This window comes from Lysobacter gummosus (genome assembly GCF_001442805.1).
Taxonomy (GTDB): Bacteria; Pseudomonadota; Gammaproteobacteria; order Xanthomonadales; family Xanthomonadaceae; genus Lysobacter; species Lysobacter gummosus.
Genome location: NZ_CP011131.1, coordinates 5641160 through 5661001, shown reverse-complemented (window position 1 = coordinate 5661001; position 19842 = coordinate 5641160). Strand labels below are relative to the sequence as shown.

15 protein-coding genes are annotated in these 19842 nt (G+C 68.8%); 10 read left to right on the top strand and 5 right to left on the bottom strand.

Annotation, left to right across the window (positions count from 1 at the left end; all coding sequences use genetic code 11):
• Window positions 1-123: 123 nt before the first annotated feature.
• Window positions 124-396: a YcgL domain-containing protein gene (locus tag LG3211_RS22965; RefSeq protein WP_057944876.1), complete on the top strand. Its 273-nt coding sequence runs from the start codon at window positions 124-126 to the stop codon at window positions 394-396.
• Window positions 389-3757: an ankyrin repeat domain-containing protein gene (locus LG3211_RS22960; RefSeq protein WP_057944875.1), complete on the top strand. Its 3369-nt coding sequence runs from the start codon at window positions 389-391 to the stop codon at window positions 3755-3757. The genes LG3211_RS22965 and LG3211_RS22960 overlap by 8 nt, the downstream gene beginning before the upstream one ends.
• Window positions 3758-4022: 265 nt before the next feature.
• On the opposite strand, the gene LG3211_RS22955 is transcribed toward LG3211_RS22960, so the two are convergent.
• Window positions 4023-5861, bottom strand: coding sequence for a monovalent cation:proton antiporter-2 (CPA2) family protein (locus LG3211_RS22955; RefSeq protein ID WP_057944874.1), 1839 nt, complete (start codon window positions 5859-5861; stop codon window positions 4023-4025).
• A gap of 204 nt (window positions 5862-6065) precedes the next feature.
• Here LG3211_RS22955 and LG3211_RS22950 point away from each other — a divergent pair, with 204 nt between their 5' ends.
• The 3 genes from LG3211_RS22950 (at window position 6066) to LG3211_RS22940 (ending at window position 9339) form a co-directional block, all read left to right on the top strand.
• The gene (locus LG3211_RS22950) at window positions 6066-6920 is read left to right on the top strand and encodes an energy transducer TonB (protein WP_148649111.1); all 855 of its coding nucleotides are present in this window, start codon (window positions 6066-6068) and stop codon (window positions 6918-6920) included.
• A gap of 190 nt (window positions 6921-7110) precedes the next feature.
• Entirely contained in the window at window positions 7111-7311 is a 201-nt protein-coding gene (locus tag LG3211_RS22945) for a hypothetical protein (protein WP_057944872.1), read from the top strand.
• Window positions 7312-7539: 228 nt separating this feature from the next.
• Window positions 7540-9339 (top strand): XVIPCD domain-containing protein, encoded by a 1800-nt coding sequence (locus LG3211_RS22940; RefSeq protein ID WP_057944871.1) that lies wholly within the window; start codon window positions 7540-7542, stop codon window positions 9337-9339.
• A 99-nt stretch (window positions 9340-9438) separates the two neighbouring features.
• Here the strand turns inward: LG3211_RS22940 and rho are convergent, their stop codons facing one another.
• Window positions 9439-11169 (bottom strand): transcription termination factor Rho, encoded by a 1731-nt coding sequence (gene rho / locus LG3211_RS22935; RefSeq protein ID WP_386785351.1) that lies wholly within the window; start codon window positions 11167-11169, stop codon window positions 9439-9441.
• 294 nt (window positions 11170-11463) lie between these two features.
• Complete coding sequence (trxA, locus tag LG3211_RS22930) at window positions 11464-11796, bottom strand: thioredoxin (protein WP_057944869.1); 333 nt, start codon at window positions 11794-11796, stop codon at window positions 11464-11466.
• 275 nt (window positions 11797-12071) lie between these two features.
• On the opposite strand from trxA, the gene rhlB reads away from it, so the two are divergent.
• Window positions 12072-13883, top strand: coding sequence for an ATP-dependent RNA helicase RhlB (gene rhlB / locus LG3211_RS22925; RefSeq protein ID WP_057944868.1), 1812 nt, complete (start codon window positions 12072-12074; stop codon window positions 13881-13883).
• A gap of 329 nt (window positions 13884-14212) precedes the next feature.
• Here the strand turns inward: rhlB and LG3211_RS22920 are convergent, their stop codons facing one another.
• A complete protein-coding gene (locus LG3211_RS22920) occupies window positions 14213-14650 on the bottom strand; it encodes a hypothetical protein (protein ID WP_057944867.1) in 438 nt (145 codons plus the stop codon).
• A gap of 294 nt (window positions 14651-14944) precedes the next feature.
• On the opposite strand from LG3211_RS22920, the gene ftsE reads away from it, so the two are divergent.
• The 4 genes from ftsE to ung all read left to right on the top strand — a co-directional run bounded on the left by ftsE (window position 14945) and on the right by ung (window position 18526).
• Window positions 14945-15631, top strand: coding sequence for a cell division ATP-binding protein FtsE (ftsE, locus tag LG3211_RS22910; protein ID WP_057944865.1), 687 nt, complete (start codon window positions 14945-14947; stop codon window positions 15629-15631).
• Entirely contained in the window at window positions 15628-16605 is a 978-nt protein-coding gene (ftsX, locus tag LG3211_RS22905) for a permease-like cell division protein FtsX (protein WP_057944864.1), read from the top strand. The genes ftsE and ftsX overlap by 4 nt, the downstream gene beginning before the upstream one ends.
• Before the next feature lie 359 nt (window positions 16606-16964).
• Window positions 16965-17825 carry a response regulator gene (locus tag LG3211_RS22900; RefSeq protein ID WP_057944863.1) on the top strand — a complete coding sequence of 287 codons (861 nt, stop codon included), beginning with the start codon at window positions 16965-16967 and terminating at the stop codon, window positions 17823-17825.
• Window positions 17822-18526 (top strand): uracil-DNA glycosylase, encoded by a 705-nt coding sequence (gene ung, locus LG3211_RS22895; protein ID WP_057944862.1) that lies wholly within the window; start codon window positions 17822-17824, stop codon window positions 18524-18526. Before LG3211_RS22900 ends, ung begins: the two co-directional genes overlap by 4 nt.
• 302 nt (window positions 18527-18828) lie before the next feature.
• Here the strand turns inward: ung and LG3211_RS22890 are convergent, their stop codons facing one another.
• Window positions 18829-19455 (bottom strand): helix-turn-helix domain-containing protein, encoded by a 627-nt coding sequence (locus LG3211_RS22890; protein WP_057944861.1) that lies wholly within the window; start codon window positions 19453-19455, stop codon window positions 18829-18831.
• Between the last annotated feature and the right edge of the window lie 387 nt (window positions 19456-19842).

The following is a 19842-nucleotide window of genomic DNA, read 5'->3' as shown; positions in this document are numbered from 1 at the left end:
GTACCACTTTGGTCCGGGCCCGGGGCTGAACACGAAAGTTCGCGCAGACCGGACGGGCAGGTATGCTGTGCATCACATCTGCGATGCAGAAAAACAGTCTCCCCCGGCTGTACCGCCCGCCCCATGCAAGCCTACGTTTACAAAAGCCTCCGCAAGGCAGACACCTACGTGTACCTGAGCGCGCGCGACGATTTCGAGCGCCTGCCCGCGCCGATGCGCGAGCAGTTGGGCGCGCTGCGGTTCGTGCTCGAGGTCGAGCTGACCCCGCAGCGCAAGCTGGCCCGCGCCGACGCCGCGCAGGTGCGCGAGAATCTGCGCTTGCACGGTTTTCACCTGCAATTCCCGCCCGCCGTATTCCCGCCGTTCTTCGCCGAGGCGCCGACGCCCGATGCCTGACGCTCAGATTCCGCGTGCCGGTTCCCGCGATTTCGGCCTGGCCCTCGTCGCCGGTGCGGTGCTGGCGCTGGCGACCGGTTTCGGCGGCAGTCCAGTCGGCGCGGCGATCGCGCTGATCGGCGGCGCCTTGTCGCAGCCGGCGTTCGCGCTGGCGGCGCGGTTGTGGAAACGGCGCGACGCCAAGCCGATGTGGGCCTCCGAACTGCCGGCCCTGTCGGCGTTGTGGGGCGGCGCCACCGCGGCCACCGCGGCGCTGGTCGCCTGGCCGCTGAGCGCATTGATGCAGAGCGGATCGCTGCTGGCGGCGCTCGGCCTGAGCGTGGTCGCCGGACTGATTCTGCTGGGCCTGTGGCGGCTGTGGCCGCTGTGGCAGGGCGCCGAACGCGACGGCGCACCGCTGCCGCCGCAATGGGCGCGGCTGGCGGATCTGGATCTGGGCGCATGGCGCGGCCTGGGCGTGGCGGCGATCGTCGCCGGCCTGGCCGGCGCGGTGGTGGTGCTGGCCTGGCCCGGGCTGTTGCTCGACGGCGCGCGCTGGGGCCTGGCGGTGGTTTTCGCCGTGGTCTCGCCGGCGCTGCACGTATTGCTGCAATCGATCGCCCCGGCGCAGGCGCTGCCGGGCGTGGAATTCGATCCCGAACTCGACACCGTGCACGGCGCCGAGGACCTGCTCGACGACGGCGAGCCGCTGGCCGACGCGCAGCTGACCCCAGCCCTGTACGCCGCCGCCCGCGCCGGCAAGGTCGAGCGCGCGCTGGAGCTGATCGAGCTGGGCGCCGACGTCAACGCCGAGCCGACCTTTGATGAACGCGACCGCCGCAGCCTGCCGGTGCTGGCTGCGGTGCTGCCCGACCTGCGCCTGCTGCGCGCGCTGATCGCCAGCGGCGTGGACCTCAACGCCAGCCACGCCGGCATGACCCCGCTGCTGGCCGCCACCCGCGACAGCTGGCATGGCCGCCCCGACGCGGTGATGACCCTGCTCGCCAACGGCGCCGACCCGCGCCTGGCCGATTTCGAAGGCAACACGCCGCTGCACCATGCTGCGCGCAGTTCCGATCCGGGCGTGGCCGCGCTGCTGCGCGACGCCCAGGCCGAGCTGGAACCGCTCAACCAGGACGGCCTGTCGCCGCTGGGCGTGGCCTGCGCCAGCGGCAACTGGCGGCTGGCCAAGTTCCTGCTCGAACGCGGCGCCAAGACCGAACACCCCGGCGGCGCGCCCGCGCTGCTGGCCGCGGCCGGCGGCGACGAGGACGATCCGGCCGGCGTGCAGCTGCTGCTCAAGCACAAGGCCCGCATCGACGCCCGCGACGGTCAGCGCCGCAGCGCGCTGCACACCGCGTCCTTCGCCGGCCATCTGGACATCGTCACCACCCTGCTGGCCGCCGGCGCCGACGCCAACGCGATCGACAGCCTGCAGCGCACGCCGCTGCTGGAAGCCGCGCGCGGCGGCCGCGCCGCGGTGCTGGAGCGCTTGCTGGAACACCTGCCGCAGGGCGGCGTGGCCGAGGCTCAGGCGGTCGACGCCGACGGCGCCAGCGCGCTGATCCTGGCCTGCCAGGCCGAAACCGCGTCGCCGCCTTTGGTGGTGCGCCTGCTCGATCTGGGCATCGACCCGGAACTGCGCGACCGCCAGGGCAAGCGCGCGGTCGATCGCGCCGCCGAGGCCGGACGCTGGTCGCTGGTGGCCGCGCTCGATCGCGCCTATCCGCTGCCGACCGCGGTCAGCGGCGAAGGCGACAGCGATGTGCCCGAAGGCGAGCGCGTCATCGTCGATCGCATGCCGGCCGCGCTGCTGCGTGACGGTCTGCGCGACGGCCGCGCCTCGGAACTCACCGGCCTGGCCAAGCTGCTCAGCCCGGCCGAACTGGGCGCGCAACTGCACGAAGAAGACGGCCAGGTGCCGACCGCCGAACGCATCGAATGGCTGCTCGGCCAGGGCGCCGACGTCAACGTGCGCAATGCCGAAGGCGACACGGTGCTGTTCGCCCTGCTCGACCGCGCGCCGGCCTCGCTGCCGGCCTTGCAGATGCTGCTGCGCCACGGCGTCTCGCCGGCCGGACGCGGCGGCCTGGGGCGGTTTCTGGCCACTTGCTCGGCCGGCGATCAGGCCGCGCGCGGGCTGGAGCAATTCGCGCTCGACCTGCTCGAACGCGGCGCCGATCCGTTCGCGTGCACGGCCAACGGCGACCCGGCGCTGGCGATCGCGGTGCGGCTGGGCTGGTCGCGCCTGCTCGAGCGTCTGCTCACCGCCGGCGTCGATCTGAACACCCGCGACAGCCACGGCATGAGCGCGCTGCATCTGGCCGCCGCGCTCGGCCGCGAAGCCATGCTCAAGCGCCTGGTCGCGAACGGCGCCGCGCCCGACCTGCTGGCCGCCGACGGCCAGACCCCGCTCGGCGTCGCCCTGGCCTCGGGCCGGCGCGACCTCGCCGATTGGCTGGACTGGCGCGGCTGGCCGTTGCCGCGCCGCCCGCTGCAACCGGCCGACGTGCCGGCCGCGGCGATCGTCGGCGACGCCGACGCGGTGCGCCGCCTGCTCGACCTGGGCCTGTCGGTGGATTCGGCTGACAGCCAGGGCTGCACTTCGCTGCTGCGCGCCGCCGGCGGCGGTCATCGCGCGGTGGTCGATCTGCTGCTCGCGCGCGGCGCCGATCCGCAGCGCGCGGCCAATTCCGGGGCGACGCCGCTGTCGGCCGCGGTGAGCATGCGCCACGGCGAAATCGTCGATCGCCTGGTCGCCGCCGGCGCTTCGCTGGAACAACGCCTGCCGGGCGATCTGACCGTGCTGATGGTCGCCTGCGCGCTCGGCCTGACCGATCTGGCCGCGCGCCTGCTCACCGCCGGCGCCGACGTCCAGGCGCGCGACGCACAGGGCCGCATGGCCCTGCATTGCGCGGCCATGTTCGGCTTCACCGCGCGCGAGCGCAGCCGCCTGGTCGCCTTGTTCGACACCTTGCTGCTGGCCGGCGTCGATGCCGACCAGTCCGCCGCCGGCGCCACGCCGCTGTTGCTGCTGCTGGGCGCGCGCGCCGAGCCGGGCACCGCCGCGGATGAGGACGTGCTGATCGCCGGCCTGGAGTTGCTGCTCGATCACGAGGCCTCGCTGAACGTGCAGGACCCGCGCGGCTTCGGCCCGCTGCATCTGGCCGCGCTGCACGGCCTGTTGCGCGTGGTGCAGCGCCTGCTGCGCCACGGCGCCAACCCGGACGTGCGCGATGCGCTCAACCGCACGCCGCGCGAGATCGCGGTGATGCGCGGCTTCGTCGATATCGCCGCCGAGTTCGCTCCGGCGGCGCCGAGCAACGGCAGCAACGGCGGCGTGTCGATGGCGCGGTTTCTGCGCGGGCCGGGCGGCGGCTGACGGCTGAGGCGCGGATCGCGCCTTCGCTGCGCCTGTCGATCGCGTATTCCGGGCTTCGGCCCGGTCGCCTTGTCTGAGCGGTCGGCCGCTGCGGGTGTCGGGCCTGAAGGGTCCTCTCACAAAGGTGCTTGGCGTTACGCGAGGCTTGAAAGAGTCTCAGCAGCCGAAGCCCGCCCAGCACAGACTGCTAAGTCCGAGGTCTGTTGTGGGAGGGGCTTTCAGCCCCGACACGAGGTCAGGTGAAATCCCAAGGGCCGGCCGACGCTCAATGCCGGGTAACGCTGTCCCCAGGCAGCGTCGTGCTCTGCTGATCCACCATCCCCGCCAGGATGCCTTCGCCGCGATCGGCGTTGAACAATTCCTCCAGCTCCTTGCGCCCGTCGCGCGCGCTCTGGATCAGCGCGTCCTCGTCGTCGTGCACCAGGTACTGCGCATTGAGCATGCGTTCGTCGAGCTCGCGGAAACGCTCGACGTGATCGCGCGCGGTCTCGGCCTCCACGCCCAGTTCCACCAACACCTCTTCGCCCAGTTTCAGGCTGGAATGGAAGGTCTCGCGCATCGGCTCGGCGCCCAGGTCCATCAGGTCCCAGGCGTGGCGGCGGTCGCGCGCGCGGGCGAACACCTTGGCCTTGGGATACAGGCGCCGGATCGTGCGCACGGTGCGGATGCCGCTGTCGCGATCGTCGATGGCGACCACGAAAATCTTCACGTTGGCCGCGCCGGCCGAACGCAGCAGCTCCGGCCTTGCCGGATCGCCGTAATAGATCATGTTGCCGAAGCGGCGCATGAAATCGACCTGCTCGGCGCTGTTCTCGATGCCGATGAAGGGCGTGCGGTGAGCGACCAGCAGGCGCGCGATGATCTGCCCGAAGCGGCCCATGCCGGCGATCAGCACCTGCGGGTGATGATCGGGAATTTCGTCGTACGGCCGCTTGTCCTTCGGCGCCGGCGTCGCGTCGAGCATGCGCTGCGCGGCGATCATCAGCAGCGGGGTGAGCGCCATCGATACGCCGACCGCGGCGATCAGGCGATCGCGGGTGGGATCGTCGAGCAGGTTGGCCTTGACCGCTTCGTTGAACACGATGAAGGCGAACTCGCCGCCCAGCGACATCACCGTCGCCAGCTGGAACGCGCCGCGCTTGTCCAGGCCGCCGGCGCTGATGCCCACGCCGAACAGCAGCACGAACTTCACCGCCAGCAGCGCGGCGACGATCGCGCCGATCAGCAGCGGTTCGGCGAGCACGCGCTGCAGATCGATGCTCATGCCCACGGCCATGAAGAACAGGCCCAGCAGCAGGCCCTTGAACGGCTCGATCTGCGATTCCAGCTCGTGGCGGAATTCCGAATCGGCCAACAGCACGCCGGCCAGGAACGCGCCCAGGCCGGCCGACAGCCCGGCGGTCTGCAGCACCCAGGCCGAACCGAGCACGGTCAGCAGCGCTGCGCCGGTGAACACCTCCGGCATCTGGGTGCGGGCGACGATGCGGAACACCTGCCGCAGCAGCACCCGGCCGCCGAACACCACCGCCGCGATTGCGCCGACCGCCTTGGCCACCGCCATCCAGTTCAGGCCTTCCACCGCTGCGGCCTTGCCCAGCAGCGGGATCGCGGCCAGCAGCGGAATCGCCGCCAAGTCCTGGAACAGAAGGATGGCGAAGGCGAGCCGTCCGTAATCGGCCGACAGGCCTTTGCGCTCGGACAGCAACTGCAGGCACACCGCGGTCGAAGACAGGGCCAGACCCAGGCCGACCACGGTCGCCGCCTTCCAGCCCAGCTGGCCGCCGAACATCGCCAGAGCGCCCAGGGCCAGGCCGCTGAGCAGCACCTGCAATCCGCCGGCGCCGAACACCGGCTTGCGCATCACCCGCAGCCGCGCCGGCGACAGTTCCAGGCCGATCACGAACAGCATCATGACCACGCCGATTTCCGACGCCGCCAGGACCGGCTCGGCATCGCTGATCACCTTGATCCCGTACGGCCCCAGCACCACGCCCGCGGCCAGATAACCCAGCACCGCGCCCAGCCCGAACTTGCGGAACACCGGCACCGCGATGACCGCGGCGAGCAGAAACAACAACGCAAGTTCTAGACCGCCACCGTGCATGGGCACCTCCGATCGGGATTATGGCGCGCGACGGCACCGGTTGGGGGGAGGGTAGCGAGGCGAAGTTGCGTTATGGATAGCAACGGCCCGACCGCGGCGAAGGATGACGCCGATGCTTTGCTATGGTTGCCCGGTCGCCGGATTTCAATCGCTCGCGCGGCGGCGGGAGCGAATCTCGATTCAAGGAGTTTACGGATGAACCTGATGAAACGAGCCGCATGCGCGGCGCTGTTGTTGGCCTTCGCGATCCCGGCGCTGGCCGCGGGCAAGGGCCCGGGCGCGGTGCGCAAGCAGATCGAAATGAGCATGGTGCTGACCGGCAAGGTCCGCATCGCCGCCGATGGCCACGTGCAGGGCCTGCAGATCGACCGCGAAAGCGAAGTGCCCGCGTCGGTCAGCCAACTGATCCGCGGCGCGGTGCCGCAATGGAAATTCGATCCCGCCCATCCGGGCGATGCCGCCGATGCCGACGGCACGCCGATGAGCGTGCGCGTGGTCCTGCGTCAGGCGCCGGAGCAGGGCGCGGAAAACTACACCCTGCGCATCGTCAGCGCCCACTTCGGTCAGACCAAGCCGGCCGACATGCCGGCCTCGGTGTCGCTGCCGCCGCCGTCCTTCCCGCGCGCCGCGCTGGCCGCGCGCTTGCCGGCCACGGTCTATCTGGTCGCGCGCATCGGTCGCGACGGCAAGGTCAGCGATGCGTTCGCCGAGCAGGTCAATCTGCGCGCGATCGGCAGCGAGCGGCAGATGGACGAGTTCCGTAAGAAATTCGCCGACGCCAGCCTCAGCGCGGTCAAGCGCTGGCGCTTCACGCCGCCGCGCGAAGGCGCGGACATCGGCGCCGATCATTGGCAGGTGCGCGTGCCGGTGGACTTCCTGTTCGAGCTCAAACGCCCGGCCTACGGCCAGTGGGAGGCCTACGTGCCCGGCCCGCGCGCACGCGCGCCGTGGCTGCAGACCGATCAGGACGCGACCGCCGGCGTGGACGCGTTTTCCGGCACCGGCTTGCGCATGCTCGGTCGCGGGCCGCGCCTGCTGACGCCTTTGTCGCAGGGATAAATCACACGGTCAGGCACAGTTTTCACCGATGCCTGGCGACTTAAAGACACCGATCCCATCACGACAACGCACATGCGTTGTGCGTGGTCGCGCCCTGTGCGATAGCGCTCCAGGACAATAACGGACGACCCGGCCGCAACGCGTCCGGCGTCGCGCAGGAGCGCATCCGTTGTCCCACAGGGAGGTGGTCATGAAAATCGTCGCGGCGATGCTGCTGGCGCTGATGTTGAGCGCGTGCGATCCGGGCTTGATAGACGATCCGACCGGGCATTGGGGATTGATCGCCGGCGATCAGCCCGGCGACGGCCTGGCTTACCCCGATCCTCGGCTCGAGGCAGGTGAGTCGTTCGTGTGCCTGCGCAATCAGGCAGGGCCGGCGGACCACCGGTAACGGTCTGGGAGCGATCGACCGCCACATCGAGCGCGGGCCGGGCTGCGTATTCCGGGCGCTCGCCCCGTATCCGCACGGACGCGGCTGGCAGCCGCCCATCCGCCCCCGAATTGTCCTGGACATCAGACCGGGGCATCATGCCGGTTCGCCCGCCACCCGTAGCACCCGCACTCCCTAGTCGGGCTCGGCGACTCGTGAAGCAGTAGCACCGACATGGAGCCAGTGTCTATGAATGTCGCAGTCGATTCGATTTCACCTCCCGGCCGCAGTCCGGCCGAGGATCCCGCCGCCCACCGCTGGTACGCCGGCCAGGGCGATTCGCAAACCCCCGCCGGCGCCTACACCGCGTTGTTGCCCGCCGACGATGAGTGGTCGCGCGATACCGTGCTGCGCGCGGTCGTCGCCGATGCGCTGCAACGCAACGGGCTGGTGGTGGACGAGGACACCCTCGAAGCCACCGTCAATTCGGTCGCCGCGCCCGGCGGCGCGCTGGCCGAAACCGCGCTGAACTGGAAACTGCATCCGGGCGAGACCCGCACCGATGCGCGCATGTCGCCACCGTTCCACGGCTACGCCGTGGCGATGCCGGAAACCCTGCAGGCTTCGCTGGTCGGCTACGCCAAGACCTGGTCGGCGCATCGCGACACCCTGCCGCCGGCGTCGGTGGACCGGCCGTTGAACGAGCTCAAGCAACTGGCGGTCAGCGGCGGTCACGGCGACGTGGCCGAAACCCTGGACGCCTTGCAGGCCGCCATCGAGGCCGGCAGCGCCGCGCAGCGCAACGGCCAGCCCCTGGACGCGGTGGCGCTCAACGCCGTGCTCGAATTCGCCACCCGTACCGGGCGCGAACGCGACGCGGCGAAGATTCTCGAACGCTACAGCGCGATCAAGACCGTGGTCGGCGGCGCGGAAGAGATCGGCCATAACGCCGGCCGCGTCTTCAACGGCCGCGATCCGGTCACCGGCAAGGCGCTGGACACCGACCAGCGCGTGGATGCCGCGTTCGACCTGCTCAGCGGCGGCTTCAAGACCGCCGGCAGCATCGGCAATGTCGCCTTGCTGATGGGCGCGCGCAACGCCGGTCTGGTCGGTAGCCTGATCGGCATCGCGCCGGTCGGCGTCGCCGTGGTGGCCTTCGCCGCCGGCGCCTTTGAGCTGATCAAGCGCGCGCGCGAAGCGATCCTGGCGCCGCAGTGGGACGAGTTCCGCGAGCGTTTCCCGTTCGCCGAAGGCATGGAGCCCAAGCGCGCCATCAGCGGCGTGATGCGCCAGATCGCGGGCATGCCCACCGACGGCCCCAACGCGCTGTCCACCGCCACGCGCATCCTCGACGGGATCGGCGAAAACCCGGAAACGCGCGAGCGCTTCCTGGCCTTCCTCAAGCAAAAAGTGCAGCCCGCCTCGCTGGTCGATACGCTGGCTTCCGGCCAGAACCTGGACAAGTTGAACCAGGAACAGCAGATGCTGTTGGCGCAGGCGGCCAAGAACGCGTCGAAGGAATTCCTCGACCTGGAGCTCAAGGACGTCAAGCGCTACGTACGCGATCGCGACGGCGAGCGCGAGCGCGGCACCTACCTGTTGCCGGCGGCGGCGCAGGAAGCGGCCAATCGCAACACGAACAAGCTCGGCGGCACGATCGAGGACGGGCTGCGCGTGGCCGGTATCTTGACCAGCAGCGCGAATGCATTGAACGGCCAGTTCCGCGACCTGCTCGACAAGGTCAAGGGCACCGAGATGCCCAAGCTCAACGATCAGCAGCAGAAGAACCTGGCCGCGGCGTTGGTGCCGGCCAGCCGCGCTGGAGGGTTGACCCAGGTGGATCATCTGGTCGCGAGCAAAGACGGCAGCCGCGTGTTCGCGGTGCAGGGCGACCTGGATTCGCCGACACGGCGCATGGTCGCGGTGGATGTCGCCACCGGCTCGCACCAGAGCGTGGAAACCAGCAGCAAGCTCGCGGCGCAGCACACGGCCCATGAGCAATCGCAGGCGCAAACGCAGCTGTCGCAAAACGGCGGCCGCGGTTTCTAAGCGGCGGCCCGATGCACCCGCGGCGTCATCGCCGCGGGTGTGCACGGAAACGAAAAAGCCCCGCGATCGCGGGGCTTTTTCTTGTTCGAGCGCGGAAGCTTAGCGCTTCATCGAGCTGAAGAACTCGTCGTTCGACTTGGTGGTCTTCATCTTGTCGAGCAGGAATTCCATCGCGCCGATTTCGTCCATGCCGTGCAGCAGCTTGCGCAGGATCCAGATCTTCTGCAGCAGCTCCGGCTCGATCAGCAGGTCTTCGCGACGCGTGCCCGAGCGGTTGATGTCGATGGCCGGGTACACGCGCTTTTCGGCGATACGGCGGTTCAAGTGGACTTCCGAGTTGCCGGTGCCCTTGAACTCTTCGTAGATCACCTCGTCCATCTTGCTGCCGGTGTCGATCAGGGCGGTGGCGATGATCGTCAGCGAGCCGCCTTCTTCGACGTTACGCGCGGCGCCGAAGAAGCGCTTCGGGCGGTGGAGTGCGTTGGCGTCCACGCCGCCGGACAGCACCTTGCCCGAAGAGGGCACGACGTTGTTGTAGGCGCGGGCCAGGCGGGTGATCGAGTCGAGCAGGATCACCACGTCCTTCTTGTGCTCGACCAGGCGCTTGGCGCGCTCGATCACCATCTCGGCGACCTGCACGTGGCGCGCGGCCGGTTCGTCGAAGGTCGAGGAGACCACTTCGCCGCGCACGGTGCGCTGCATTTCGGTCACTTCTTCCGGACGCTCGTCCACCAGCAACACGATCAGGTGCACGTCGGGATGGTTGTGCGTGATCGCGGTGGCGACCTGCTGCATCATCATCGTCTTGCCGGCCTTGGGCGGCGAGACGATCAGCGCGCGCTGGCCTTTGCCCTGCGGCGCCATCAGGTCGAGGATGCGGCCGGTGATGTCTTCGGTGGAACCGTCGGCGCGCTCGAGCTTGAACTTGCGGCGCGGGAACAGCGGCGTCAGGTTCTCGAACAGGACCTTGTTCTTCGACGCTTCCAGCGGTTCGCCGTTGATGCTGTCCACGACCGACAGGGCGAAGTAGCGCTCGCCGTCCTTCGGGAAGCGGATGCGGCCGGACAGGTGGTCGCCGGTGCGCAGGTTGAAGCGGCGGATCTGGCTGGGCGAGATGTAGGTGTCGTCCGGGCCGGCCAGGTAGCTGGCCTCGGCCGCGCGCAGGAAGCCGAAGCCGTCCGGCAGGATTTCCAGCACGCCGTCGGCGGCGACGCCTTCGCCGTGGCGGGTCAGCACCTTCAGCAGGGCGAAGATGACGTCCTGCTTGCGCGCGCGGGCGACGCCTTCCTGGATGCTGAGCTGATCGGCCAGATCCAGCAGCTTCGGCGCCGGCATGCGCTTGAGGTCGCCCAGCGAGTACTGCGGGAAGCCCTCGGGCACCTGCGGGTGCGGGCGCGGGACGAAGTTCTCGCCGTTGCCGTTGCCGTCGTTGAAACCGTCGTCGCCGCCGCGCTGCTGCTGCGGACGGCCGTTGCGATCGCGGTCGCGGCGGTTGCGGAAGCGGTCGCGGCGATTGCCGCCGCGGTCGTTGAAGCCGCCGTCGCGCTGCTGGCCCTGGTTCTGGCCTTGCTGCTGCGATTGCGGGTTGTTGCCTTCACCGTGTTGGTTCTGCGGCGCGGCGGTCTCGGCGGCGCCGGAGGCGGCCGGAGCGGACTCGCCGGCGCTGGCGGCCGGAGCAGGCGAAATCTTGGGAGGACGGGGCGCGGCCGGCTCGGCGGCCGCGATGGCGGCGGGCGCGGGCGGCGCGACGGGGGCTGGGATCAGCGGGCTGGCATCGCTGACGACCGCGGGTGCGGCGTCGGCGGCTTTGCTGGCACGCGGTTTGCGCACGCGCTTTTCGGCGGTATCGCCAGCGTCGGGGGTCTTATCGGACAAGCGGAGGTTCCTCGCTAAGCGGCGAGCGCTCGCATCGGGCGAGCGGGACGTCAGGGACGTGGGTTGATGATGAGTAGCTAGACGGGGTGCGGCGCAGGGACGCGAAGTCCGACGCCGGGTGTTGCGAAACTAGCACTGCTGCTGCGTGGCGGCAAGCTTCCCGGGCTATACCGTTCACGTTGCCGGGCAAGGCCCGGAGCGCTTGCGCCCGCTGCGGGCGCAAGCGTCATGCATATCCAGTGACAGGCCTCAGATGGCCTTGTCGATCATCTGGGTCAGCAGCGACTTGATGTTCGGCGGCGCGCCCAGCTGGCTGGAATGGACCTGGCCGTCCTTGAACATCAACAACATGGGGATGCTGCGCACGTTGTAGCGAACGCCCAGCGACGGGAATTCCTGCACATCGACCTTGACCACCTTGGCCTTGCCGTCGTACTGCTCGGCGAGCTGCTCCACGATCGGGCCGATCGCCTTGCAGGGACCGCACCACGGGGCCCAGAAATCGACCAGGACCGGTTCGGACGACTGCAGCACGGTGGCGTCGAAGTTGGAATCGCCAGCATGCAGAACTTTTTCGCTCACGGGGGTCTCCTGCGGGAGCCCGGTCCATACGGATCGGGCGAATCTTGAACGGAACGACCCGGCAGGCCATGCCGGGCGGGGCTTACGCTAAACTGGGGCGTTTCGCGGCTCCTTCAAGGCCCCTGGCCTCAAAGAATGTGTCGCGCCACGGCCTCATCGAGCCAGCCTTCCCAATGCAAAACGGGTGTCGGCTCGGCCCCGGCAGTCTGCTTCGCCGACGCCACCCACGCAAGCGACACTCTACGACGCCGAACCGGCGCGGATCTCCGAAACGCATGAGCGACAAGCCTTTAACCGACATTACGTTTTCCTCCTTCGACCTGCACCCGAGCCTGTTGGCTGGCCTTGAGGCCGCCGGGTTTTCGCGCTGCACGCCGATCCAGGCGCTGACTTTGCCGATCGCGCTGACTGGCCGCGATGTGGCCGGCCAGGCCCAGACGGGCACCGGCAAGACGCTGGCCTTTCTGGTCACGGTGGTGAATCGCCTGCTGACCCGCCCGGCCCTGGCCGAGCGCAAGCCCGAAGACCCGCGCGCGCTGATCCTGGCGCCGACGCGCGAGTTGGCCATCCAGATCCATAAGGACGCGGTCAAGTTCGGTTCCGACCTGGGCCTGAAGTTCGCCCTGGTCTACGGCGGCGTGGATTACGACAAGCAGCGCGAGCTGCTGCAGAAGGGCGCCGACGTCATCATCGCCACGCCCGGCCGCCTGATCGACTACGTCAAGCAGCACAAGGTCGTATCGCTGCACGCCTGCGAGATGTGCGTGCTCGACGAAGCCGACCGCATGTTCGACCTGGGCTTCATCAAGGACATCCGCTTCCTGCTGCGGCGCATGCCGATCCGCACCGAGCGGCAGACCCTGCTGTTCTCGGCGACGCTGAGCCATCGCGTGCTCGAGCTCGCCTACGAGCACATGAACGAGCCGGAAAAGATCGTCGTCGAGACCGAGTTCATCACCGCCGCCAAGGTGCGCCAGAAGGTGTACTTCCCGGCCGACGAAGAAAAGATCCCGCTGCTGCTGGGCCTGCTGTCGCGCAGCGAAGGTGCGCGCACGATGGTGTTCGTCAACACCAAGGCCTGGGTCGAGCGGGTGGCGCGCGCGCTGGAGCGCGGCGGTTACCGCGTCGGCGTGTTGTCCGGCGACGTGCCGCAGAAGAAGCGCGAGTCGCTGCTCAACAAGTTCCAGAAGGGCCAGCTCGAAATCCTGGTCGCCACCGACGTGGCCGCGCGCGGCCTGCACATCGACGGCGTCAGCCACGTCTACAACTACGATCTGCCGTTCGACGCGGAAGACTACGTGCACCGCATCGGCCGCACCGCGCGCCTGGGCGCCGAGGGCGACGCGATCAGCTTCGCCTGCGAGCGCTATGCGATGAGCCTGCCGGACATCGAGGCCTACATCGAGCAGAAGCTGCCGACGCTGCCGGTCGATGCCGAGCTGCTGGTCGCGCTGCCGCGCACGCCGCGCGAAATTCCGCCGGGCGAGGAAGGCGACGACGACAACGAGAGCATCGGTTCGATCTTCAAGGAAGCGCGCGAGCAGCGCGCCGCCGACGATGCGCGCCGCGGCGTGACCAGCCGCGGCAGTCGTTCCGGCGGCCCGGGCGCGGGCCGCAGCGGCGGTCGCAGCGAAGGCCGCCGCGATGGCGCGCCGCCGCGTCGCGAACGTCCTCGCAGCGAAGAAGGCGCAGCCAAGCCGGCCGACGTGGCCGGCGCCGAAGCCGCCGCGCCGCGTCCGCCGCGCAAGCCGCGGGTCGAAGGCGCGGTGACCGATGCCGCTCATCCGGGCGCGAATCCTGCAGCCGAAGGCGAGCGCGCACCGCGCAAGCGTCGCCGCCGTCGCGGTGGCCGTCGCATCGAAGGTGCCGAGGGTGCGAATCCGGCCCAGGACGCTACAACGTCCGCCGCCGTCGCCAAGCCGTCGTCCGCTGGCGCGCCGAGGCCGCAGTCGGCCAAGCCGGCGGCGAGCAAGCCGGCCGCACCGGCCTCGGCACCGGCCGCCGGCGAAGCCAAGCCGTCGCTGCTGGGCCGTATCGGCCGCAAGCTCAAGTCGCTGGTGGCGCGTCCGCCGCGCACTCAGCACTGACCCGGCGCCGAGTCCAGGCGAAGCGGTGATGCCGCTTCGCCTGGAGGTTTCATCCACAAGGCCTGGCCGCTTGCGGCCGGGCCTTTGTGTATCCGCGCCGGCTGATGCCTGGCGATACGTCGCTGGATCCCCGCGTTCGCGGGGATGACGAGCTATAAAGCACAGCGACGTTCCTATCTGCCTTCGGTCCCGCGAACGCGGGCTCTGCTCTACTTCGGCGGAGCCGAACATCCAGTGACTTCAGCGCCATCCGGCCATCAGCCCCTGGACTCCCACGTCGCAGCATCCGCGGATCGGATCAGACGAATCCGTTCATCCGCGCATCGCCCTTACTGCTGCCGGCTGAGAAACACCGACCAAGTATTGGCCGAGGTCTCCACCAACTGGAACACGTCCAGATCGCCGTCGATGTCGATATCCAGCGACTGATACTGATTGCCGTACGCCGGCGACGCCGGCCAGCCGACGCCGAATGCGCCGCCGGCATACGGCCAGGTCGTGAACACGCCGCTCGTTCCCGGCTCGAAATGGCCGCGACGGCCGCTGCCGGCGGCGCTGCACCAGATGGTCAGGCGCCAGTTCGGCGGCGCGCTGCCGAACGAGGGAAACACGATGAAACGGGCGTTGCCGTAACCGGTCGATCCGGCCGGGCAGGCCAGGGTGGCGACGTTGATCGGCGGGTCGTACTGATCGGCCTGGGCGGCTTGCGCGTACAGGCCGGCGGCCAGCAGGCCGCTGAGAACCAGCGAGGTCTTGATCGTGTGCATGAGTCCGGCTCCATAGAAGACAGTCGATCCCCGCGGCCCGGATGGGCGCGGGGCATTCACTTCCGATGTCGGACTTGAAGCGAAATAAAGCGCCGCGCGATCGCGCGCGGGCAGGCTGCGGCCGTGCTGCGGTGCCGGCCTGGGAACGCCCGGATCATGGTCTGTCCGAGGGCGGGCCGATCGTTGTCGTCGAAGCGCGTCCGCGTGGGCGCGACGACCGCAGCGCGAACATAGGCCAAACCCGCGTGCCGAAACGTGATGATTTCCGGTGATTCGCTCTGCGATACTTCCTCCATGACCGTATTGCGCTTCGACAACGTCAGCAAACGCTACAGCAGCGGCCACGAGGCCCTGAGCGAAGTCAGCTTCGAAGTGGCGCCGGGCGAGATGTTGTTCGTCACCGGCCACTCCGGCGCCGGCAAGAGCACGCTGCTCAAACTCATTCATCTCAGCGAGCGGCCCAGCCGCGGCGCGGTGCTGTTCGGCGAACGCAACCTGCTCAAGGTGGGCGGGCGGCGGGTGGCGCTGCATCGGCGCGAGGTCGGCGTGGTGTTCCAGGATCACCGTCTGCTGGCCGATCGCAGCGTCGCCGACAACGTGGCCCTGCCGCTGTTGCTGCGCGGCCTGCGCCGCAACGACATCGGCCGGCGCGTGCGCACCACCCTGGACAAGGTCGGCCTGGGAGCGCGCGCTTCGGCGCTGCCGGGCGAGTTGTCGGCGGGCGAGCAGCAACGCGTCGGCATCGCCCGGGCGATCATCGGCGAGCCGCGTCTGCTGGTCGCCGACGAACCCACCGGCAACCTCGACCCGACCCTGTCGGCCGAGATCATGGCCCTGTTCCAGTCGCTGCCCGAGCGCGGCACCAGCGTGCTGGTCGCCAGCCACGATCTGGCCCTGGTCAAACGCATGAAGAAACGGGTGCTGGTGTTGAATCAGGGCCGCCTGGTGGACGACATCGCTCCGGAGGATCTGGCCGAATGAGCAGCAACGCAGGGATCGGCCCGTCCGAACGCGAGCCCGAGGCCGCCGTCGAATCGGCATCGCAATCGCGCCTGGGCGCCTGGCTGGACCATCATCTTTACAGTCTGGTCGCCAGCCTCGGCCGCTTGCTGCGCAAGCCGTGGGCGACCTTGCTGACCATCGGCGTGATGGCGGTGGCGCTGGCGCTGCCGCTGGGGCTGTGGGCGAGTTTGAACAACGTCGAGCGTTTCGCCGGCGATGTGCAGCGTTCGCGGCAGATCAGCGTGTTCCTCAAGCCCGAAGTCAAACTCGATCGCGCCCGCGCGCTGGCCGACGAGCTGCGCGCGCGGCCGGAAGTGGGCGGGGTCGAACTGCGCACGCCCGAACAGGGCCTGGCCGATCTGCGCGAAAAGAGCGGCCTGGGCGAGAGCTTGTCGGCGATCGAAGGCAATCCGCTGCCGAGCCTGCTGGTGGTGACGCCCAAGGGCGACGAACTGATCTTGGCGCAATCGCTGGGCGAACTGGCCGAGGCCGACGTGGTCCAGCACGACGCCGGCTGGCGCCAACGCCTGGACGGCTGGCTGCGCTTCGGCTCGCGCCTGGCCTGGGTGCTGGCGGTGATGCTGGGCCTGGGCGCGCTGCTGGTGGTCGGCAACACCGTGCGCCTGGACATTCAGTCCAGGCGCGAGGAAATCGGCGTGTTGCAACTGCTCGGCGCCACCGATGGTTTCATCCGCCGGCCGTTCCTGTACCTGGGCGCCTGCTACGGCCTGGCCGCCGGCACCGTCGCGCTGGCCCTGCTGACCGCGGCCGACCACACCCTGCGCGAACCGCTGACCGCGCTGGCGGCCAGTTACGGCAGCCATTTCGAATTGCAGGGCTTCGATCTGCTGCAGGCCGCGCAGATCCTGGCCGGCTCGGCGGCGTTGGGCTGGCTCGGCGCCGGGCTGGTGACCGGGCATTACCTGCGCCAGAGCCGGGCCGGGCAGGGCTGATCGCGGCTTTGGTGGGGTGAAGGCTTTTATGGGAGGGACTTCAGCCCCGATGCTTTTCGATCCGATCGCGACAGACTGCCAAGCGACCTGAGCGAAAAGCATCGGGGCTCAAGCCCCTCCCACAACAGCAACCCCACTAAAGGCCGTCTTCACAAAGCCCGCCCTGCGACGCCCGCCCGCGTGCCGCAACTCGACACAAGGGCGCTCCGGCCGACACACGGTTGCCATGATGCTGCGCAAGGCTCGGAATCCGACCCCGCTTGCGCCTAGAATCTGAATCCCCCGCATGACCCGCACTCCGTTCCGCGCCGGCGCGTAGCGCCGCCGGTTACGCGTCGCCGAGACGGTACTGTCCCCGTATGCAAAGCCAGAATCTGCGACATTTCGACAACACCGCGCCGCGGGTGATGGTGGTCGACGGCTCCCGGATGGTGCGCAAGCTCATCGCCGACGTGCTGCTGCGCGAGTTGCCCAACGTGCGCATCGTCCAGTGCGGCAGCATCGTCGAGGCCAAGGTCGCGCTCGATCACGGCGAAGTGGATCTGGTCACCACCGCCCTGGTGTTGCCCGACGGCGACGGCATCGCCCTGGCGCGCGCGGTGCGCGAAGCGGCGAGCCAGGCCTACGTGCCGGTGATCGTGGTATCCGGCGACGCCCAGGCGCATCTGGAAGCGCGCCGCTTCACCGAAGACGTCACCGACTACTTCGACAAATCCCTGGGCACCGCCGCCCTGGCCGAATTCATTCGCGGCTACGTCCAGCCGCAATCGATCCCGGGCGCGCGCGTGCTCTACGTCGAGGACAGCCGCGTGGTCGCGGTCGCGACCAAGCGCATGCTCGAACGCCACTCGCTGCAGGTACTGCACTTCATCGGCGTGGAAGAAGCGCTGGAGCATCTGGAGGCGCATCGCGCCGGCGGACGCGACGGCGGCGACGCGGGCGCGGATCTGGTGCTGACCGACGTTTATTTGAAGGGCGAGTTGGGCGGCAAGGATCTGCTCGCTCGACTGCGTAACGACTTCGCTTACGGCAAGCGCCGTCTGCCGGTGTTGGTGATGACCGGCGACGCCAATCGCGACAACCAGAGCGAATTGCTGCGCGCCGGCGCCAACGATCTGGTGCTCAAGCCGATCGAAGAGCGCCTGCTGGTGACCAAGACCTTGTTCCAACTGCGCCTGTCGCGGCTGGTCGAACCCGCCGGCGCGGCGGTGCCGGCATGAGCGACGGCGACCGCGACATCAAGCTGGAGCCGTCGTGGAAGCAGCACGTCGGCGACTGGTTCGGGCGCGAGGACATGCTTGCGCTGTCGCGCTTCCTGCGCGAGCGCAAAGCCGCCGGGGCGCGGATTTTCCCGCCGGGGCCGCAGATCTTTTCCGCTTTCGACGCCACGCCGTTCGATCAGGTGAAGGTCGTGATCCTGGGTCAGGACCCGTACCACGGCGCCGGCCAGGCCCACGGTCTGTGCTTTTCGGTGCAACCCGGCGTGCCGGTGCCGCCGTCGCTGGACAATATCTTCAAGGAGATCCATCGCGATCTCGGCATCGCCCGGCCCGATCACGGTTATCTGATGCCGTGGGCGCATCGCGGCGTGCTGCTGCTCAACGCCGTGCTCACCGTCGAGGAAGGCCGCGCCGGCGCGCATCAGGGCAAGGGCTGGGAAGGGTTCACCGACCACGTCGTGGACGTGCTCAACCGCGAGCGCGAAGGCCTGGTGTTCCTGCTGTGGGGCAGCTACGCCCAGGCCAAGGGCAAGGTCATCGACGCCGGCCGTCATCGCGTGCTCAAGGCTCCGCACCCCTCGCCGCTGTCGGCGCATCGCGGCTTTATCGGCTGCGGGCATTTCTCCGCCGCGAACGACTACCTCTCGCGCCGCGGCGAGGCGCCGATCGACTGGACCTTGCCGCCGCGCAGCGAACTGTAAAAAAACGGCCCCGGTGCGAGCCGGGACCGCTAACTACAGGCACTCCAGCATGAATCCCGAGCCTGTCCGGATCGGGGCAGGCCTTTGTGTGCGGCGCGGAACGCTCGATTGCGCGTGTCGTGCGCCATCGACTGCCTCGACGGAGAGAGAGGCAGGGCTACGCGAGCCCGGAAACCGAAGCGGCGTCCTGGCTGGAGTGTATTCTCTAATTGGAAAATTTCAACAGAGTGCGCGCGCTTCAATAACGCCATGGCGGACGTCGGCCGATCGACGGCAGTGCAGCCAAGGCGATGCGGGGGCGCTCAGCCTTCGTCCTGGTGGGCCAGCAGCGTCGCCAACAGATCTTCGTCGTCGCCCGCGGCGCATACCGCCAACACGCTCGCCGCCGTGCAGCCGTCGCCGAGCACATAGGCATGGCCCATGTTGGCGTCGATGTAGCTGCCTTCGCCGGCCTGCAGCACGGCGACATCGTAGAACTCGGTATGCAGCTCGACCGTGCCTTCGAGCACGTAGACGAACTCCTCGCCCTGATTGCGCACCAGTGGGCCGAACGCCTTGAGGCTGTTCGCGCGGATGTGCGTGACCGACGGAATCATGCGTTTACGCCGTAATTCCGTGCATAAGTAGTACGCATCGTAGTTCTTGCTGGTGACCCGCGTGGCATCGCGCATCCGCCCCAGACTGCGTCGCGCGGTGACCGCGCGAGTCGCCGGCACCGCGGTTTCGGCGAACAGCTCGGACATGCTCAGGCCCAGTCGCTGACTGAGCTGGAACAGCTTGTCGTAGGTCAGCGACAAGCGATCGTGTTCGATCTTGGACAAGGTCGATAGCGGAATGCCGGAATGCTCGCTCATCTGCTTGAGCGTCCATTGATTGCGTGCTCGCAAGGAGCGCAGCAGGCCGCCGATCGTCGGTTGTTGCGACTTCATCCCATGTCTCCGGGGCTGGGACGGGTCCGGGCCGGCCGGGTCAGGACCGGAACAGCCGGGCTCGCCGAAAACTTCTGATTCGAAACTTACCGCCTCTGGACCTCATTTTGGCATGTCCAGGACGCGCCCAGAGTGCGGCGGCGGCTCAAATAAGAGAAATTTTCCTGGTCCGGTCGGCCCGCCGGAGCCGAAACCGACAGGGTCCGGCCCCCGGACAGGCGTGGTGGGCGCGCAGATCGCGAATTCGGGGCGCGGCAACCCGGTCTTTAAGGCGAGGGCGGCTTAGGACTCGTCTGAAATTCCCGATCGCACCAGCAGGCGGCATTTTCGCCGGATTGCGCGCCTTGCGATCGTTTTCCCCGCCAGTTTCGGCCTTTTGCCTCTGCA

What these genes read in the sequence shown, in the direction of transcription:
- LG3211_RS22965 (WP_057944876.1), top strand. Translation starts at nt 124, where the DNA reads ATGCAAGCCTACGTTTACAAAAGCCTCCGCAAGGCAGACACCTACGTG.
- LG3211_RS22960 (WP_057944875.1), top strand. Translation starts at nt 389, where the DNA reads ATGCCTGACGCTCAGATTCCGCGTGCCGGTTCCCGCGATTTCGGCCTG.
- LG3211_RS22955 (WP_057944874.1), bottom strand. Translation starts at nt 5,861, where the DNA reads ATGCACGGTGGCGGTCTAGAACTTGCGTTGTTGTTTCTGCTCGCCGCG.
- LG3211_RS22950 (WP_148649111.1), top strand. Translation starts at nt 6,066, where the DNA reads ATGAAACGAGCCGCATGCGCGGCGCTGTTGTTGGCCTTCGCGATCCCG.
- LG3211_RS22945 (WP_057944872.1), top strand. Translation starts at nt 7,111, where the DNA reads ATGAAAATCGTCGCGGCGATGCTGCTGGCGCTGATGTTGAGCGCGTGC.
- LG3211_RS22940 (WP_057944871.1), top strand. Translation starts at nt 7,540, where the DNA reads ATGAATGTCGCAGTCGATTCGATTTCACCTCCCGGCCGCAGTCCGGCC.
- rhlB (WP_057944868.1), top strand. Translation starts at nt 12,072, where the DNA reads ATGAGCGACAAGCCTTTAACCGACATTACGTTTTCCTCCTTCGACCTG.
- LG3211_RS22920 (WP_057944867.1), bottom strand. Translation starts at nt 14,650, where the DNA reads ATGCACACGATCAAGACCTCGCTGGTTCTCAGCGGCCTGCTGGCCGCC.
- ftsE (WP_057944865.1), top strand. Translation starts at nt 14,945, where the DNA reads ATGACCGTATTGCGCTTCGACAACGTCAGCAAACGCTACAGCAGCGGC.
- ftsX (WP_057944864.1), top strand. Translation starts at nt 15,628, where the DNA reads ATGAGCAGCAACGCAGGGATCGGCCCGTCCGAACGCGAGCCCGAGGCC.
- LG3211_RS22900 (WP_057944863.1), top strand. Translation starts at nt 16,965, where the DNA reads ATGCAAAGCCAGAATCTGCGACATTTCGACAACACCGCGCCGCGGGTG.
- ung (WP_057944862.1), top strand. Translation starts at nt 17,822, where the DNA reads ATGAGCGACGGCGACCGCGACATCAAGCTGGAGCCGTCGTGGAAGCAG.
- LG3211_RS22890 (WP_057944861.1), bottom strand. Translation starts at nt 19,455, where the DNA reads ATGAAGTCGCAACAACCGACGATCGGCGGCCTGCTGCGCTCCTTGCGA.